This window comes from Brevundimonas sp. EU05-FHT14B11, from assembly GCF_058790835.1.
The window spans coordinates 208381-224727 of the sequence record NZ_JBYTCY010000003.1 but is presented as its reverse complement, the minus strand read 5'-3'; the positions used below and the strand labels follow the sequence as shown (position 1 = coordinate 224727).

The window sequence follows — 16347 nt, the reverse complement described above, 5'->3', positions numbered from 1 at the left end:
GCCATGATCCCGGTTCCCGGCTTCGAAGGGCGGAGGATCGCGGTCTTTGGCCTCGGACGGTCGGGGCTGACGGCCGCGCGCGCGCTGAAGGCGGGCGGCGCCCTGCCGGTGCTGTGGGACGACAGCGTCTCCAGCCGGATGCAGGCGGAGGCGGAAGGGTTCGCCGTCGAGGACCTGACGGTCGCCGACTGGTCGGGCTTCGCCGCGCTGGTGCTGTCGCCGGGCGCGCCCCTGACCCACCCCAAGCCGCACTGGACCGTCGAGAAGGCCAAGGCGGCGGGCGTCGAGGTGATCGGCGACATCGAACTGTTCTCGCGAGCGCTGGCGGCGGTGCCGGAGGGCGAGCGGCCGGCGGTGATCGCCATCACCGGCACCAACGGCAAGTCGACCACGACGGCCCTGATCGGCTGGGTGCTGAAGAAGGCCGGGCTGACGGTGCATGTCGGCGGCAACATCGGCATCGGCGTGCTGGCCCTGCCGGCGCCGACGAAGGACGCGGTCTATGTGATCGAGGTGTCGAGCTATCAGCTGGACCTGACGACACGCTTCGCGCCGGACGTGGCGATCCTGACCAACATCTCGCCGGACCATCTGGACCGGCACGGGGGGATGGAGGGGTATGTCGCGGCGAAGCGGCGGATATTCGCGAACCTGCACTCGGGCGCGGTGGCTGCGATCAGCGCCGATGACGACTGGGCGCGGAAGGTCGCGCGAGACGTCATCGCGGCTGGGGCCAAAGTGATCGCTGTTGAAGTGACCGACGCGCCACACGGCGCCGATGGGCGAGCGAACTTCTCCGGAGCGTCCCGGGCGATCGACGTCCTCGGCGGCGTGCTTGTTGATGACGGGCGACCGATCGCAGATTTGGCTAAGGCCCGCTCTCTTCCTGGCAGGCATAACGCCCAGAACGCCGCGTTCGCGTGGGCGGCGGCGAAGGCGCTCGATGTGGCGGAGGACAAGGCCGTTGATGGCCTCCTCTCCTTCCCCGGCCTCGCGCATCGGATGGAGACCGTGGGCCAGCTGGGCAAGGTCCGCTTCGTCAACGACTCCAAGGCCACCAACGCGGATGCGGCGCGGCAGGCGCTGATGTCCTACGACCGCAGCTTCTGGATCGCGGGCGGGCGGGCCAAGGCCGGTGGGATCGACGACCTGGAGGACCTGTTCCCCCGGGTGGTCGAGGCCTTCCTGATCGGCGAGGCCGCCGGGCCGTTCGCCGCGCGGCTGGGCGAGACGCCGCACCGGATCAGCGGCGACATGGCCAGTGCTGTGCAGCAGGCCTATGAGGCCGCCGCCGTGACCGGTCGAGAGGAGGTGGTGTTGCTGAGCCCCGCCGCCGCCAGCTTCGATCAGTATCCCGACTTCGAGGCGAGGGGAGAGGCGTTCCGCGCCGCCGTGCTCGCCCTCGGCGCGATCCCCGCGAGCGCCTCATGAGCCAGCAGGGCTACAATCCCGCCTTCTCGCGCAACGACCAGAGCCTGCTGGCGCAGTGGTTCTGGACCGTGGACCGGGGCCTGCTGGCCGCGGCCCTGACTTTGATGGGGCTGGGGGTGGCGTTGAGCTTCGCCTCGTCGCCCGCCGCCATCCTGGCCGACCAGTCGATCTCGGACCCGTTCCATTATTCGTGGCGGATGATGGTGTTCGCGGGCGCGGGGCTGGGGGCGATGCTGACCATGTCCCTGCTGTCGCCGCGCGGCGTGCGGCGGATCGCGGTGCTGGTCCTGCTGGGGGCCATCTGCATCATGGCCCTGCTGCCCTTCATCGGCGACACGGTGAAGGGCGCGGCGCGCTGGATCAATCTGGGGCCGTTCAGCCTGCAGCCGTCCGAGTTCGCCAAGCCCAGCCTGATCGTCTTCGCCGCCTGGATGTTCGCCGAGGCGCAGAAGGGGCAGGGGGTGCCGGGCGTCAGCATCGCCTTCGGGGCCTGGGCCCTGACCGTGGGCCTGCTGCTGATCCAGCCGGACATCGGTCAGACCCTGCTGATCACCACCACCTTCATGGCCGTCTTCTTCATGGCCGGGGTGCCGCTGAAGTGGGTGATGGCGCTGGCCGCCGCCGGGGGCGCGGGCGTCGTGGGCCTGTTCTTCACCTTCAGCCACATGCGCGACCGCCTGAGCCGCTTCGGCTCGGACGACGCCGGGGCCACCTACCAGATCGACCGCGCGTCCGAGGCCATCCGGGCGGGCGGGCTGGTCGGCCGGGGCGTGGGCGAGGGCGTGATGAAGCGCTCGGTGCCCGACCTGCACACAGACTTCATCTATTCCGTCGGCGCCGAGGAGTTCGGCCTGGTGCTGAGCCTGGCCATGATCGGCCTGTACGCCTTCATCGTCATCCGCGGGATGCGGCTGGCGATGAAGCTGAACGACCCGTTCGAGCAGGTGGCGGCCGCCGGCCTGTTCATGCTGATCGGGCTGCAGGCCTGCATCAACATCGCGGTGAACCTGAACCTGATCCCGACCAAGGGCATGACCCTGCCCTTCATCAGCTACGGCGGCTCGTCCATGCTGGCCATGGGCCTGACCATGGGGTTCGCCCTGAGCCTGACCCGACGCCGCCCCGGCGCCTATGAGCCCGGAACCACCCTCGGCGCCCGCCGCCGCATCCTGCCTTAGGACTCACCCAGCGCGAATGGCTTGAGTGAGTTCTGAATCCATGGTTGTTTTTCGACACAACCATTGGGGGATGTAATGCGACTGAACAGGCTCTCCATCATCGGGCTCGTGGCGGCGATTCCGGCCCTTGCGGCCACCGCCAGCGTGGCCCTGCCGCGCGACATGACCATCATCGACTACTACACCGATGCGACGCATCAGGAGCAGGCGGGGACCTACGTCGAATTCTGCTCGGGTCGTCGCACGACGGTGGGCACGGTGACGGCCTTCACGGAAACCACGCGTCACCGGTGCTATAATGGTATCGACTACGATCTGTTGATCTCCGACTGGTACAAGTTCAACTGTGCCCAGCCGGGCGTGACCTGTTTCTTTTACTGAGCCTAAGGCCCGCCATCCGAGCCTGAAGCGGATTGCGTGTGGGGCTGATGACCAGCTTGTCTGAATGCCGGTGAAAGTCTGTGTCGTCGCCGCCGGGGGCACCGGCGGGCACATGTTCCCCGCCGAGGCCCTGTCGCGCGAACTGGCGGGGCGCGGCTGGCGCATCGTGCTGGCCACCGATCATCGCGGCGAGCAGTACGCCCACGGCTTTCCCGCCGAGGAGCGGCTGGCGCTGGACGCCGCCACGGGGCGCGGGCCCATCGGCATGGCCAAGGCCGGCGTGGCGATCCTGAGGGGGGTGATGCAGGCGCGCGCGGCCCTGACCCGGCTGGACGCCTCGGTCGTGGTCGGCTTCGGCGGCTATCCGTCGGCGCCCGCCCTGCTGGCGGCGCTGAGCCAGAAGCGCCCGACCCTGCTGCATGAGCAGAACGCGGTGCTGGGCCGCACCAACCGCTGGCTGTCGCCCTATGTCGGGTCCATCGCTTCCTCCTTCCCCAACCTGCAGAAGGTCCCGCAGGCGGTGGGCGCGCGTGTGACCCTGATCGGCAATCCGGTTCGGCCGGACATCCGCGCCCTGTTCGACCGGCCCTTCGTCGCCCCGGCGGGCGAGGCCCCCATCCATGTGCTGGTCACCGGCGGCAGCCAGGGCGCGCGCATCCTGTCCGAGACCGCGCCACGCGCGCTGGCGGCCCTGCCCGAGACCCTGCGCCGCCGCCTGAAGGTGCAGCAGCAGTCGCGGCCCGAGACGCTGGAAACCGCGCGCCAGATCTATCTGGAGGCCGGGATCGAGGCCGAGGTGGCCCCCTTCTTCCGCGACATGGCCGCCCGCCTGTCGGCGGCGCACCTGGTCATCGGCCGGGCCGGGGCCTCGACCTGTTCCGAGCTGGCGGTGGCGGCCGTGCCGTCGCTGCTGATCCCGCTGAAGATCGCCATGGACAACCACCAGCGCTTCAACGCCGCCAGCCTGGCCGACGCCGGCGGGGCCGAGGTGATGCTGGAGGACGCGGTGACGGTGGAGGCGATGACGGCGGCGCTGGACGCCATCCTGTCCGACCCCGCCCGCCTGACGGCCATGAGCGCCGGGGCCCGCTCCGCCGCCCTGCCGGACGCGACGGCGGACTTGGCGGACATGGTGGAAGCCGCCGCGATCACCTGAACGGTTCTGATCGGCAGCTTCGCGCGTTACAGCTTCACCATGCCGACCTTCATCACCGATCTGACCCACGAGGTCTTCCGTCTGTGGCGGGAGTTCTACTGGCTGCCCGAATGGGTGGTGATCAGCGTGATCGTCGTCAGCTGCGTCTTCATCGGCTGGGCGGCGAACCAGCTGGTGTTCTGGCTGCTGCAGCTGGCGGTGAAGAACCGCAGCCTGTTCTGGCGGGGGTCCGTCGGACGGGCGCGGCTGAAGGTGCGGATCGCGGTGATGATCGCGGCCATGGCGCTGGCGGTGACCATCTCTCCGCTGGATCCCGGCCCGTCGCTGGTGATCCGCCAGACCCTGTGGTTCGGCTTCATCCTGACGCTGGGCTGGATGCTGATCGGGGCCAGCGACATGTGGGCGGTGGTCTATCTGCGCCGCTTCAACATGGCCGAGGAAGACAACCTCATCGCCCGCAAGCATGTGACGCAGGCGCGCATCCTGCAGCGGGTGGCGGCCCTGCTGATCGCCATCGTCACCCTGGGGCTGGCGCTGATGACCATCGGCGCGGTGCGGCAGTGGGGCATGAGCCTGCTGGCCTCGGCGGGGGTGGTCGGCATCATCGCCGGCCTGGCGCTGCAGCCGCTGCTGACCAACATGATCGCGGGGGTGCAGATCGCCACGGCCCAGCCGATCCGGCTGGACGACGCCGTGATCGTCGAGGGCGAATGGGGGCAGGTGGAGGAGATCACCTCGACCTATGTGGTGGTCAAGCTGTGGGACTGGCGGCGGATGATCCTGCCGCTCAGCTATTTCATCTCCAAGCCGTTCCAGAACTGGACCCGCGAGACGGCCCGGCTGATCGGCTCGGCCTTCCTGTACGTGGACTATGAGGCGCCGATCGACCGGCTGAGGGCCGAGCTGGAGCGCATCTGCCGGGCCAGCGCCTACTGGGACGGCGACGTGGTCAATCTGCAGGTCACCGACGTCACCGACCGGGTCGCCCAAATCCGCTGCCTGGCCAGCGCCCGCAACGCGCCGACGGCCTTCGACCTGCGTTGCGAGATCCGCGAGAAGATGCTGGCCTTCATGCGCGACCAGTGCCCGGAGGCCCTGCCGAAGCAGCGGCAGCTGAACGCGGGGCTGGGTGAAGACGGGGTGGCGCGCTGAGCCGTAGCCGGGCGCCCTGTCAGGAATAGGAGGAGCAATGCGTATCTCTATTCTGGCAATCGGCATGGCCGGGATCATGGCGCCTTCCGCCCATGCCCAAACCTATGTTCGGGCCGGCACGGAAGGTGGGGCGGTCGTGGCGGTCAATCAGCGACTGCGGCCGGTAGACGGGATTGTTCAGGGCGAGGTGGTCCTTGTTCCCAGGAGCCGCTCAGGTCGGACCTCATACTCGGTGTTGATCGCGGATTATGATTGCGAGCGGCAGACTCGGTCAGTCCGGGCGCGGACTGAGTACAGTTCGAACCGCGATCCGGTACAGACCAACTTCGAACCACCCCGGGCGACGAGTACCGGCGTTGCGGAGCAGCTTCGGATCATGTGCCGCGCCGCCGACGATGAGGACCGTTATACGATCGAGGAGCTGGTCCATCCGCGAGCGGCTCTGGCGCGACGGTGAGTACGCCGTCGGGATGGGCGTCGCTCCATCTCTAGTCCTTGAGCGCCTCGCGGCCGACGCTGACCGCGTCTTCCAGCGTCCGGACGCCGTAGGGGCCGACCGAGTCCGGGTCGCAGGCGGCGGCCAGAAGTTCGGCCGCATCGCCGCCCGGCACGGCGTCATAGGCCGGGGCGGGGTCGGGCGTCGCGGGGCCTTCCGCGCCGCCGGCCTTCACCGCGGCGAAGTCCAGCCGGTCCGCCGTGCGGGCGGCGCAGTCGAACCGCCACCATGACCAGCCGCCCCAATAGGCCTGGTCGCCGACGTGGAAATCCTCTTCCGTCACCTGGAAGGCGCGCAGGCGCACCGCCTCGCCGTCGCGCTCCAGCGAGACCATGTCGGCCAGCACGGCGAACCGGCCGACGCTGATCAGGACGAAGCGGTGCTCGCCCTCGTCGCCGTCCCGCGCCTGGCCGGGAAGGGCCGAGGTCGCGAGCAGGGCGGCGGTCAGGGCGGCCTTCAGCAGGAGATGTTTCATCCCGCCATCGTAACCGGACGTTGACCGCGCCGCGAGTACAAGGCGGGCATGACGCGCTTCATGACGCTGGATTTCGCCGACGGGGACCGGGCCGGACTGCTGGGGCAGGTCGCCGCCCTGGCGCGCGCGCCCTACGGCTATGTCGTCACGCCCAACGTCGACCACGTGATCAAGCTGATGGACGGACGGGTGGACGCCGAGGTCTATCGCGGCGCGGCCCTGATGACCTGCGACAGCCGGATCCTGGCCCATCTCGCGCGGCTGCGGGGCAAGCGGCTGTCGGTCTATCCGGGCTCTGACATGACGGCGGACCTGCTGGCCTCGGACCACGACCTGACCTTCGGCGTGTTCGGTCCGGACCGCGCGGCCTTCGATGATCTGAAGGCCCGGTATCCGAGCCGCCGTTTCACCTTCATCGAAGCGCCGATGCTGACGCCCGGCACGCCCGAGTGGGACGCGGCGGTGAAGACCGCCTGCAAGGCCGACTGGGACGTGCTGCTGGCCTGCGTCTCCTTTCCCAAGCAGGAGCGGTTCGCCCACGCCCTGCGCGCCGCCGGCCGCCCGTTCGGCGTGACCCTGTGCGTGGGAGCGTCGGTGGACTTCCTGACCGGGAGGCAGCAGCGGGCGCCCAAGGTGTTCCAGCAGCTGTCGCTGGAATGGCTGCACCGGCTGCTGAACCAGCCCAAGCGGATGTTCCGCCGCTATGTGGTCGAGGGGCCGGCGATCTTCGGATGGTTCGTCAGGACGGAAGTGCTGGGGCAGCGGTAGCTTCTCGCCCGAGCGTAGCGACAGGGGGAGGAACTCGGTTGCCTAAGCCACCAGCGTTTCCGCCTGCGTCAGGTCCACGCTGACCAGTTGCGACACGCCGCGCTCGGGCATGGTCACGCCGTAGAGGCGGTCCATGCGGCTCATGGTCACCGGGTTGTGGGTGATGACGATGAAGCGGGTGTCGGTGCGGTTGCGCATCTCGTTCAGCATCCGGCAGAAGCGGTCGACGTTGGCGTCGTCCAGCGGGGCGTCGACCTCGTCCAGCACGCAGACGGGCGCAGGGTTGGCCAGGAAGACGGCGAAGATGAGGGCCGCCGCCGTCAGGGCCTGCTCGCCGCCGGACATCAGGCTCATGACCGCCAGACGCTTGCCGGGTGGGCAGGCGAAGATCTCCAGGCCGGCCTCCAGCGGATCGTCGCTCTCGACCAGTTTCAGCTCGGCCTGACCGCCGCCGAACAGGGCCTCGAACAGGGCCTTGAAGTTGTCGTTGATGACGTCGAAGGCGGCGATCAGACGCTCGCGGCCCTCGGCGTTCAGCTCGTCGATGCCGTCGCGCAGCTTGGCGATGGCGCTGGTCAGGTCCGAGCGCTCGACCTTCATGGTCTGGAGCCGGTCGCCGTATTCGTTGGCCTCTTCTTCGGCCAGCAGGTTGACCGCGCCGAGCTGCTCGCGCTCGCGCTCCAGCCCGAACAGCAGGCTCTCGGCGCCGGCGGCGTCGGGCGGCCGGGCGATGGCGTCGTCGGTCAGCTTCTGGCCCAGCTCTTCCGGCGACATCTGCGCCGTCTCGCGGACATTGGCGGTGGCGTCGGCCAGGCGTTCGGCCGCGGCCTCGGCGCGGGCGGCCAGGCCGGCGCGGGCCTCGCGGGCCTGGGAGGCCGCGCTCTCGGCGGCGCGGGCCGTGCGGTCGGCCTCGCCGGCGGCGCCCTCGGCCACGGACAGGGCGTCAGCGGCGGTCTTGCGGCGGGTCTCGGCCACGGTCAGGGCGTCCAGCAGGGTCGAGCGCTGGGCGGCCAGTTGCTCGGGCGCGTCGGAGGCCTGCTTCAGCTTGGCGGCGGTGGCGCCAGCGTCCTTTTCCAGGGCGACGATGCGGGCCTTGGCGTCCCTGGCGCGGGCGGCCCAGCCGTCGCGCTCGCGCTTCAGCCCCTCGATGCGCGACTGGCGGCCCGCGACCTCGCGCGCCTCGGCGTCGCGCTCGACCCGGGCGGTGGCGGCGGCGCCGCGCGCGGTGTCGGCCGACGCGCGGGCGGCGGTCAGGTCGTCGCGCAGGGCGGCCAGGGTCTCGGACGGGGCCTCGGTCCCCTGAGCCTCGGCCAGGGCGGTCTCGGCGGCCTCGACCTCGGTGGTCAGGCGCACCAGGGTTTCATCCAGGGCCTGGGCCCGGGCCTCCTTGCGCGCCTGTTCGCGGCCCAGCGCCTCGACGCGGTCGCGGGCGGCGGTCAGGGCCTTGTCGAGCGGGAAGGGGGCGGCGCGGGCGGTCTTCACCGTCTCCTCGGCGGCACGTAAGGCGTCGCCGGCGGTCTTCAGGGCGGTCTGGGCGGCCTCCAGCGCGGGCTTGCCCTGATCGATCTCGGCTTCCAGCTCCGACAGCCGGGTGCGCTGCGCCAGACGGACGGCGGCGGGACGCGGGGCCTCGGCGCGCTGCACGAAGCCGTCCCAGCGCCACAGGTCGCCCCCGGTGGTGACCAGGCGGGCGCCGACGGGCAGGGTCTTGGCCAGCGTCGCGATCTCGCCCTTGTCCGCCACGCCGCAGAGGGCGAGACGCGCCTTCAGCTGGTCGGGCGCCGAGACGTGGTCGGCCAGGGGCGTCACGCCCTTGGGCCAAGACGGCGCGGGAACCTCGGCCCCGGCCCAGTGGGCGGCGGCGCGGGCGTCCAGCGCGGCGTCCAGATCATCGCCGAGGGCGGCGGCGAGGGCGGCCTCATAGCCCTTGTCGGCCTGGACCTTGTCGAGCGCGGGCGGATGCTCCCGCTTGCCCTGCACCAGCAGCTGGGCGAGGCCGCGGGCCTCGGTCTGCAGGCGGCCCAGACGGTCCTCGGCGGCGCGGGCGGTCTGGCGGGCCTCTTGCTCGACTCGGGCCTTGTCGCCCCGGTCGGCCTCGGCGCTCTCGACGGCGGCGCGGGCGGCGGCGAGGGCGGCCTGGGCCTGCTCCAGCGCGGTCCTGGCGGCCTCGATCTCGGGCGTTTCGAGCGGGCCGAGGGCCTCGCGCTCGCGCTGGGCGGAGGCCAACTGGGCCTTGGCGCGTTCGACGCGGGCTTCGGCGTCGCGCTTGCGGGCGTTCTCGGCGGAGACGCGGGCCTCGACGGCGGCGACGGCGCCGGCGACGCGCTCGACCTCGGCGTCGGCGGCCTTACGGGCGTCCTCGGCGGCGGTCAGGGCGGCGTCCAGCTGGGGCCCGCGCGCGGGGGCGGCGGCGATCTCGGCGGTCAGGGTCTCGAAGGCCTCGGTTAGGCGGGCCAGCTCGCTTTCGGCGTCCCCGGCCATGCCGGTCTCGCGCTCGATGTCGGCGGCGATGCGGACGCCTTCGGCCTTGAGGCGGTCGACCTCGGCGCGGGCGGCCTGTTCGGCCATGTCCAGCCGATCGCGCTCAAGGCTGGCGCGGTGCAGCAGGGCGCCGGCGACGGCGTCCTCCTCGCGGGCGGGCTTCAGGGCTTCCTGGGCGTTGAGCGACGCCGTCTGCGCCCGGCCCGAGGCGGTCGTCGCCTCCAGCACCGCGCGGTCGGCCTCGGCCAGTTCCTGAGCGGCGGTCTCGGCGGCGACGCGGGCGTCGTTCCAGCGGACGAACAGCAGGGAGGCCTGCAGGGCGCGGATCTCGGCGGAGATCTTCTTGTATTTCTCGGCCTGCCGCGCCTCGCGCTTCAGCCGGGTCAGGGTGGTCTCCAGCTCGCGGCCGATGTCGTCCAGCCGTTCGAGATTGGTCTCGGCGGCCCGGAGGCGCAGCTCGGCCTCGTGGCGGCGGGTGTGCAGGCCGGCGACGCCGCCCGCCTCTTCCAGGATGCGGCGGCGGTTCTGCGGCTTGGCGGCGATCAGCTCGCTGATCTGGCCCTGGCGGACCAGGGCGGGGCTGTTGGCGCCGGTCGAGGCGTCGGCGAACAGCAGCTGGACGTCGCGGGCGCGCACCTCCTTGCCGTTGATGCGGTAGGTCGAGCCCTGGCCCCGGTCGATGCGGCGCGAGACCTCGAGGATCGGGCTGTCGGTGAAGGGCTGGGGCGCACGCCGCTGGGCGTTGTCGATGGTCAGCTGGACTTCGGCGTGGCTGCGCGGCGGGCGGTTGGCGGCGCCGGCGAAGATGACGTCATCCATGCCCTGGCCGCGCATGGCCTTGGCCGAGTTGGCGCCCATGACCCATCGCAGGCTTTCCAGGACGTTCGACTTGCCGCAGCCGTTCGGCCCCACGATGCCGGTCAGGCCAGGCTCGATATGGAACTCCGACGCGTCGACGAAGGATTTGAAACCGACAAGCCTGAGGCGCTGGAATTGCACCGGCGGCGGGGCTCTAGCGGGCCGCGGCGGCCGCGCGGACAGCGACCTCCAGACCGCCCAGGGAGCGGTCGGTCACGCGGCGGCCGTTGACGAAGAAGGCCGGGGTGGTGGTGGCGTCGGCGGCGATGGCGCCGTCGATATCGCGCTGGAGCGCCGTCCGGGTGGCGGGCAGGTTCACGCAGGCGTCGATCTGGGCCCGGGTGCGGCCGCTGGCGGCGATGGCCGGGTCGTACCAGTCTTCCTGCTTGCCGCCGCGCAGCAGGGCGGCCTGGCCGCTCATCAGGACCGAGGCGACGTCGAAGAATTTGTCCGTCGCCGCGCACCGGGCCAGGGCCGCGGCGGGCATGGACAGCTGTTCCGGATCGGTCGGCAGGTTGCGGAAGACGAACCGCACCTGGCCGGTGTCGATCAGGCGCTGCTTGAACAGCGGGAAGACGAACTGGTGCCAGTCCGCGCAGTGGTGGCAGGTGAAGGAGGCGTACTCGATCACCGTCACCGGCGCGTCGGCCCGGCCCAGCACGCGGTCGGACGCCGTGACGGGCGGCACCGGCTCGGTCGCCGCCGCCCGCGACGGCGCGGAGGCCGTCGCGATGGGCGCCAGCAGAGCCAGCGCCGCAAGCAGCAGGGATCGCCGGAGCGCCGTCACGGCCTGTCCTTACTTGGCCAGGGCGGCGTCGATCGCCGTCGAGAGGTCGGCCAGCGAGGCGCCGCTGTTCGAGCCGGGGGTGATCACGGTCACGCCGTTGACCAGGAAGGTCGGGGTGCCCGTCACGCCGTTGCGCTGGGCGGCGCGGTCGCGGTCGTCGCCGGCCTTCAGGTTGGCCGGGTCCTTGATGCAGGCCTCGATCTGCTGGTTCGACAGGCCGGCGCCGTTGCCGATCCGGTAGAGGGTGCTGCGGGGATCCGGGCCCTGCAGTTCGGCGAGGTTGGCCATCAGCTCGTGGACCACGTCGAAATACTTGTCCTCGCCGGCGCAGCGCGCGACCGAGAAGCCGGCGCCGGCGACGTTGGCCGGCGGGGTGCGCAGTTCGCGGAAGACGTAGCGGACCTTCTGGGTGTCGACATACTTGGCCTTGAAGCCGGGCCAGGTCTCCTGCTGCCAGGCGGCGCAGTGGGGGCAGGTGACCGAGGCGTATTCGATGACGGTGACCTTGGCGCCTTCGGCGGCGCCCAGGGCCATGTCGCCGTCGGCGGGGGCGCCGGCGTTGCCGGTGCAGCCGGCCAGGGTCGCCATGGCCGCGAGGGCCGCGGCGGTCATCGCCGCGCGGCGGCTCATGTCGGCGTAACGGAGCTTCATGGGATCTTCCTCACCTCGACGGGATTTCGGAGCATCGCGCGATTCCCCGCAAAGTCGCGCTGCCGTGGTTTTCGAGAACAGGTGCGGCGAAGTTTTGTCAACGCCGCCCTTCGCCGCGATCCCCAAGAATGACGCGGCCCAGCCTTTCCAGCGCGCCCTTCAGCGCGTCGGGGGCGGCGGCGACGGAGGCCTTGAGCTCGGCTTCCTGATGGGCGGGCAGGGGGGCTGCGGCCGCGGCCTTGCGGGCGGGGAGGACTGGACTGTCGGGCAGGGGCTTCACCGGCCCCTGGGCGATGCGCAGCTTCTCGACCGTGCCCGGCCCGAGGAACAGGTTCACCCGCTGCAGGATCTCTTCGGACTGGTGCTGGACCAGCAGGGCCGCCGGACCGGCGACGCGGAGTTCCAGGGTTCCGCCGTTCTCGCCCCGGCCCTTGGTCAGTTTCTGCGGGCGGGTGACGCGGGCCAGTCGTTCACCGACGATCTCGCGCCAGCGGGGCTCCAGCGCGCCGGCGCCGCGCCCAAGCTTGCCGTCCAGCTCCTTGATCAGCCCCTGCAGCGCGCGGCCCGCCTTGGGCGCCGGGCGCGGGGCCGGGCGCGTGCGGCGTCGGGACAGGATTTCCCGGGCTTCGGCTTCGGTGGGCAGCGGGCGGCGCATTTCCGGGTTATAGCGCGGACGATGGCTTCCGTCCCCGCAGACGTTCCCGAGATCCGCCGCGCCCTGCTGGACTGGTACGACGCCCATGCGCGCGCGTTGGTCTGGCGGTCGCCGCCGGGAACGGCGGCGCGGCCCGATCCCTATCGGGTGTGGCTGTCCGAGGTGATGCTGCAGCAGACCACGACGCCGCACGCCACGCCTTATTTCCTGACCTTCACGACCCGCTGGCCGACCGTTTCCGATCTGGCGGCGGCCGAGGACGGCGAGGTCATGGCCGCCTGGGCGGGGTTGGGCTACTACGCCCGCGCCCGCAACCTCCTGGCCTGCGCCCGGGCGGTGGCGGGGGCGCACGGCGGGACCTTCCCGGACACGGAGGCGGGGCTGCTGGCCCTGCCGGGAGTGGGCGCCTATACCGCCGCCGCCGTGGCCGCCATCGCCTTCGGGGAAGCCGCCAATGTGGTGGACGGCAATGTCGAGCGGGTGACGTCACGCCTGTTCGCGGTGGAGACCCCGCTGCCCGCCGCCCGCCCCGAACTGCGAAGGCTGGCCGGATCGCTGGTGCGGGACCAACGGCCCGGCGACTGGGCGCAGGCCCTGATGGACCTGGGCGCGACCATCTGCCGTCCGAAGTCGCCGCTGTGCGGGGACTGTCCCGTGACGGCCTGGTGCGCCGGCCATGCCTCCGGTCAGCCGGAGCGCTATCCGCTGAAGCTGAAGAAGGCCGAGCGGCCGCATCGGTCCGGCGTCGCCTGGGTGCTGCGCGACGGGCGGGGGCGGGTGGCGCTGGTCCGGCGGCCGGACAAGGGACTGCTGGGCGGAATGCTGGGCCTGCCGACCTCGGACTGGAGCGCCGCGCCGGGCTTGGCGCCGCCGGTGGCGGCGGACTGGCGCGAGGCGGGGTTCGTCGAGCATGTCTTCACCCATTTCAGCCTGACGCTGGAGGTGCGGGTCGCTGAGGGGAGCGGTGACTTCGTCTGGACGCCGGTGGAGGAGGCGCTGGGCGCGCTGCCGACCGTGTTCCGGAAGGCGCTGGAGAGAGGATTGGGCGCACCATGACCGACACCGCTCACGCCCTGATCGTCATCGACGTCCAGCGGGCCTTTGTGATCGGCGCCGACGCCGTTCCCGGGCATCAGGCGCTCATGGGGGCGGTGGGCGTGCTGCTGGAGAGAGCCCGCGCGGCGGGCGCGCCGGTGATCTTCCTGCAGAACGACGGCCCCGAGGGCGCGCCGGATCAGCCCGGGACCGACGGCTGGGCGCTGGCCCTCGACGTCCGGCCCGGCGAGATCGTGCTGCGCAAGACGGACGACGACGGCTTCGAAGGGACGGCGCTGGAAGCCCTGCTGAGGGAACGGTCCGTCGAGGCGATCGCCCTGTGCGGCGTGCTGTCCGAGATGTGCGTGGCGGCCACGGCGCGCGCCGCCCTGGACCGCGGTTTCACGGTGCTGCTGCCCCACGACGCGCACGCGACCTACGACGTGCCGCCCGGTCCCGGCGGATCGCCCGGCGTGCCCGCGGCCCTGGCCGCCCGCGCCGCCGAATGGTCGCTGGGCGACGAGATCGTGATCCCGGGCGCGGCGGACGAGGTGGTCTTCGGCCCGCCCGCCTAGCCCAGGGTCCGCACCTTCACAGCGCCCTCGCGCCGACGGGGCATGGCCACCGTCCGGTTTCCAAGCTGCTGGAAGGTCAGGTCCACGAGGCCGTCGCCGACCTGCAGGCCCGTGACGTTCAGCCGGTCGATGCCGGCGGGCAGGACCGGATCGTCGATCTCGACCACGCCCTCGACGGCGTCGATGTTCACTCCCAGCGCCGCCTGCAGCATCAGGAAGACCGAGCCCGCCGCCCAGGCCTGGGGCAGGCAGGCGACCGGATAGGCGATGGGCGGCTCTCCCGTCGCGCGTTCGAAGCCGCAGAACAGCTCGGGCAGGCGCAGACGGAAATGGGCCGCCGCCGCATAGATCTCGCCCAGCAGCAGGGCAACCGCGCGGCGCTCGCCATAGCGGGCCATGCCCGCCGCCGCCATGGCGGTGTCGTGGGGCCAGACCGAGCCGTCGTGATAGCTCATCGGATTGAAGCGGGCCTGACCCGTGGCCAGAGTCCGAACGCCCCAGCCCGAGCGGAACTCGGCCGACAGCAGCCGCTTCGTCACCTTCAGCGCTCTTTCCCGGGACGGCAGGCCTGTGAACAGCAGGTGCCCGGCGTTCGAGCCGATGGCCCGGCACTGCGCCCCGTCGCCGTCCAGGGCGATGGCGTAGAAGCCCTCGTCCTCCATCCAGAACCGGTCCTCGACCAGGGCGCGCACATCTTCGGCGCGGGCGGCCCATTCGGCCTGCCGGTCATCGCCCAGCGTCTTCGCCAGATCGGCCATGGCCTGCCAGGCGGCGTAGGCGTAGCCCTGCACCTCCAGCAGGGCGATGGGCCCCTGGGGGAAGCGGCCGTCGGCGTGGAAGATGGAGTCCTCGCTGTCCTTCCAGCCCTGGTTGGACAGGCCGGTGTCGGCGCCGCGCTGGTAGCTGATCAGGCCGTTCTTCTGGATGTCGCCGTAGTCCTTCATCCAGCCGATGGCGGCGATCAGATTGGGCCACAGGGTTCGGATCAGCTCGAAATCGCCCGTGCGGCGGGCGTAGGCCCCGGCCAGCGCGACGAACAGGCAGGTGGTGTCGACCCCGCCGTAATAGAGGCCGAACGGCACCTCGCCGAGGCCGCTCATCTCGCCGCCGCGGGTCTCGTGCATGATCTTGCCGGGAGCCGAGTCCTGGAAGGCCGAGGTCTCGGTCGCCTGACGCTTCGCCAGATAGGTCAGCACTCCCTTGGCCAGCGACGGGTCCAGCCACAGCATCTGCCAGGCGGTGATGATCCCGTCGCGTCCGAACGGCGTCGAGAACCACGGCACCCCCGCATAGGGATAGGGGCCGGTGGGCAGGTCGGTGGTCAGCAGGGCGACGTCGGCGCGGCTCTGGTCCAGCCAGTCGTTGAAGCGTGGGCTGCGTGGGCCCCGCAGCGAGGCGCCCCGGCGGCGGCGGCGGCGCATCGCCAGCCGCGCCTCAATGGCGTTCAGGCGGAACCGCGCCTCGTCCGGCTGGTCGCAGCTGTCGAGGCCGCATTCGATGTAGAGATCGACCCGCTTGCCCATGGGCAGGCTGAACATGAAGTCCGCGCGGGCGCCGGTCAGCCGGGCGGGCGGCTCGGAGAAGGCGAGGCAACTCGTACGTTCGACCTTATCCAACCCGGTGTAGGCGAAGGTGACGCGGCGGCCGTCGTGGGTCGGGGCCTCGGACGCGCCGCGCTTCAGCCGGGGCGTGCCGCGCACCTGGAAGATGTCGGCGAAGTCGGCGCCGAACTCGAAGCCCAGCGGCAGCAGCACGTCCTCGACGCCGTGGTTGACCATCCGCACCCGTTCGAACAGCCGCCGGTCCCAGATGAAGCGCCGTCGCTCGATGTGCAGCACCCCCGCCGGGGCCGAACGCCCGCCCATGGGGGGCAGGGGACGGTTGGTCGTGTGGCAGATGAAGAAGACGTTGTCCTGGCTGACGCCCGAACTGAGCCGCGAGGGCCGGACGCCGCCCACGGTCATCACGAAGCGGGACAGCAGGCGGGTGTCATGGTCGAACAGGCCGTCGGCCCCGCCCTTCAGGTCGCCCCAGTGATCGGCCACGCAGAAGGTGTCGGCGTCCTTGAGCGCCATCAACTGCTCGAGGCCGTCGGCTTCCCCGCCGTCGGCGGCGGTCGTCTGGACCGAATAGGCGTCGTCCATGAGGCTCCTCGACGGCGGTTCAGGTCAGGCCCGAGCCTTCCATCCGAATGCGGGCGCTTGATGGCCGCCAGAGCGAAATCGGTTCGGATGCGTTCGCATCCGAGTTCAGATTTCGCTCCAGCAT

At 71.3% G+C, this 16347-nt stretch carries 15 protein-coding genes; 9 read left to right on the top strand and 6 right to left on the bottom strand.

Translation table 11 applies throughout. The features are described from left to right. Positions 1-3: 3 nt before the first annotated feature. The 6 genes from murD (at position 4) to AC3WRV_RS14250 (ending at position 5755) form a co-directional block, all read left to right on the top strand. Positions 4-1431, top strand: coding sequence for a UDP-N-acetylmuramoyl-L-alanine--D-glutamate ligase (murD, locus tag AC3WRV_RS14275; RefSeq protein WP_492313771.1), 1428 nt, complete (start codon positions 4-6; stop codon positions 1429-1431). Then, on the top strand, positions 1428-2609 hold the full coding sequence (locus AC3WRV_RS14270; RefSeq protein WP_291839505.1) for an FtsW/RodA/SpoVE family cell cycle protein: 1182 nt from the start codon (positions 1428-1430) through the stop codon (positions 2607-2609). Before murD ends, AC3WRV_RS14270 begins: the two co-directional genes overlap by 4 nt. 75 nt (positions 2610-2684) lie before the next feature. Then, the gene (locus AC3WRV_RS14265) at positions 2685-2990 is read left to right on the top strand and encodes a hypothetical protein (protein ID WP_291839501.1); all 306 of its coding nucleotides are present in this window, start codon (positions 2685-2687) and stop codon (positions 2988-2990) included. 64 nt (positions 2991-3054) lie between these two features. After that, a complete protein-coding gene (murG, locus tag AC3WRV_RS14260) occupies positions 3055-4146 on the top strand; it encodes an undecaprenyldiphospho-muramoylpentapeptide beta-N-acetylglucosaminyltransferase (protein WP_492313770.1) in 1092 nt (363 codons plus the stop codon). A gap of 39 nt (positions 4147-4185) precedes the next feature. Next, on the top strand, positions 4186-5298 hold the full coding sequence (locus AC3WRV_RS14255; RefSeq protein WP_492313769.1) for a mechanosensitive ion channel family protein: 1113 nt from the start codon (positions 4186-4188) through the stop codon (positions 5296-5298). Between the two features lie 37 nt (positions 5299-5335). Next, a complete protein-coding gene (locus AC3WRV_RS14250) occupies positions 5336-5755 on the top strand; it encodes a hypothetical protein (protein WP_492313768.1) in 420 nt (139 codons plus the stop codon). Between the two features lie 31 nt (positions 5756-5786). Here AC3WRV_RS14250 and AC3WRV_RS14245 read toward each other — a convergent pair whose 3' ends face one another. Continuing rightward, a complete protein-coding gene (locus tag AC3WRV_RS14245; protein WP_492313767.1) occupies positions 5787-6269 on the bottom strand; it encodes a hypothetical protein in 483 nt (160 codons plus the stop codon). A 48-nt stretch (positions 6270-6317) separates the two neighbouring features. Here AC3WRV_RS14245 and AC3WRV_RS14240 point away from each other — a divergent pair, with 48 nt between their 5' ends. Then, positions 6318-7037: a WecB/TagA/CpsF family glycosyltransferase gene (locus AC3WRV_RS14240; RefSeq protein ID WP_492313766.1), complete on the top strand. Its 720-nt coding sequence runs from the start codon at positions 6318-6320 to the stop codon at positions 7035-7037. A 42-nt stretch (positions 7038-7079) separates the two neighbouring features. On the opposite strand, the gene smc is transcribed toward AC3WRV_RS14240, so the two are convergent. The 4 genes from smc to AC3WRV_RS14220 all read right to left on the bottom strand — a co-directional run bounded on the left by smc (position 7080) and on the right by AC3WRV_RS14220 (position 12469). Next, on the bottom strand, positions 7080-10517 hold the full coding sequence (gene smc, locus AC3WRV_RS14235; protein ID WP_492313765.1) for a chromosome segregation protein SMC: 3438 nt from the start codon (positions 10515-10517) through the stop codon (positions 7080-7082). 13 nt (positions 10518-10530) lie between these two features. Next, complete coding sequence (locus AC3WRV_RS14230; RefSeq protein WP_492313764.1) at positions 10531-11163, bottom strand: thioredoxin domain-containing protein; 633 nt, start codon at positions 11161-11163, stop codon at positions 10531-10533. A gap of 9 nt (positions 11164-11172) precedes the next feature. Then, the gene (locus tag AC3WRV_RS14225) at positions 11173-11814 is read right to left on the bottom strand and encodes a thioredoxin domain-containing protein (RefSeq protein WP_291835994.1); all 642 of its coding nucleotides are present in this window, start codon (positions 11812-11814) and stop codon (positions 11173-11175) included. 97 nt (positions 11815-11911) lie between these two features. Beyond that, positions 11912-12469 carry a DUF721 domain-containing protein gene (locus AC3WRV_RS14220; RefSeq protein WP_291835991.1) on the bottom strand — a complete coding sequence of 186 codons (558 nt, stop codon included), beginning with the start codon at positions 12467-12469 and terminating at the stop codon, positions 11912-11914. A gap of 21 nt (positions 12470-12490) precedes the next feature. On the opposite strand from AC3WRV_RS14220, the gene AC3WRV_RS14215 reads away from it, so the two are divergent. After that, positions 12491-13525, top strand: a complete 1035-nt coding sequence (locus AC3WRV_RS14215; protein ID WP_492313763.1) for an A/G-specific adenine glycosylase — start codon at positions 12491-12493, stop codon at positions 13523-13525. Then, positions 13522-14079, top strand: a complete 558-nt coding sequence (locus AC3WRV_RS14210) for an isochorismatase family protein (protein ID WP_492313762.1) — start codon at positions 13522-13524, stop codon at positions 14077-14079. The genes AC3WRV_RS14215 and AC3WRV_RS14210 overlap by 4 nt, the downstream gene beginning before the upstream one ends. Here AC3WRV_RS14210 and AC3WRV_RS14205 read toward each other — a convergent pair. Then, entirely contained in the window at positions 14076-16223 is a 2148-nt protein-coding gene (locus AC3WRV_RS14205; RefSeq protein WP_492313761.1) for an amylo-alpha-1,6-glucosidase, read from the bottom strand. The two genes, AC3WRV_RS14210 and AC3WRV_RS14205, sit on opposite strands and share 4 nt — an antisense overlap. Between the last annotated feature and the right edge of the window lie 124 nt (positions 16224-16347).

Bases quoted from the DNA above. Each gene is read 5' to 3' on its own strand.
- murD (WP_492313771.1), top strand. From the start codon at position 4: ATGATCCCGGTTCCCGGCTTCGAAGGGCGGAGGATCGCGGTCTTTGGC.
- AC3WRV_RS14270 (WP_291839505.1), top strand. From the start codon at position 1,428: ATGAGCCAGCAGGGCTACAATCCCGCCTTCTCGCGCAACGACCAGAGC.
- AC3WRV_RS14265 (WP_291839501.1), top strand. From the start codon at position 2,685: ATGCGACTGAACAGGCTCTCCATCATCGGGCTCGTGGCGGCGATTCCG.
- murG (WP_492313770.1), top strand. From the start codon at position 3,055: ATGCCGGTGAAAGTCTGTGTCGTCGCCGCCGGGGGCACCGGCGGGCAC.
- AC3WRV_RS14255 (WP_492313769.1), top strand. From the start codon at position 4,186: ATGCCGACCTTCATCACCGATCTGACCCACGAGGTCTTCCGTCTGTGG.
- AC3WRV_RS14250 (WP_492313768.1), top strand. From the start codon at position 5,336: ATGCGTATCTCTATTCTGGCAATCGGCATGGCCGGGATCATGGCGCCT.
- AC3WRV_RS14245 (WP_492313767.1), bottom strand. From the start codon at position 6,269: ATGAAACATCTCCTGCTGAAGGCCGCCCTGACCGCCGCCCTGCTCGCG.
- AC3WRV_RS14240 (WP_492313766.1), top strand. From the start codon at position 6,318: ATGACGCGCTTCATGACGCTGGATTTCGCCGACGGGGACCGGGCCGGA.
- AC3WRV_RS14225 (WP_291835994.1), bottom strand. From the start codon at position 11,814: ATGAAGCTCCGTTACGCCGACATGAGCCGCCGCGCGGCGATGACCGCC.
- AC3WRV_RS14220 (WP_291835991.1), bottom strand. From the start codon at position 12,469: ATGCGCCGCCCGCTGCCCACCGAAGCCGAAGCCCGGGAAATCCTGTCC.
- AC3WRV_RS14215 (WP_492313763.1), top strand. From the start codon at position 12,491: ATGGCTTCCGTCCCCGCAGACGTTCCCGAGATCCGCCGCGCCCTGCTG.
- AC3WRV_RS14210 (WP_492313762.1), top strand. From the start codon at position 13,522: ATGACCGACACCGCTCACGCCCTGATCGTCATCGACGTCCAGCGGGCC.
- AC3WRV_RS14205 (WP_492313761.1), bottom strand. From the start codon at position 16,223: ATGGACGACGCCTATTCGGTCCAGACGACCGCCGCCGACGGCGGGGAA.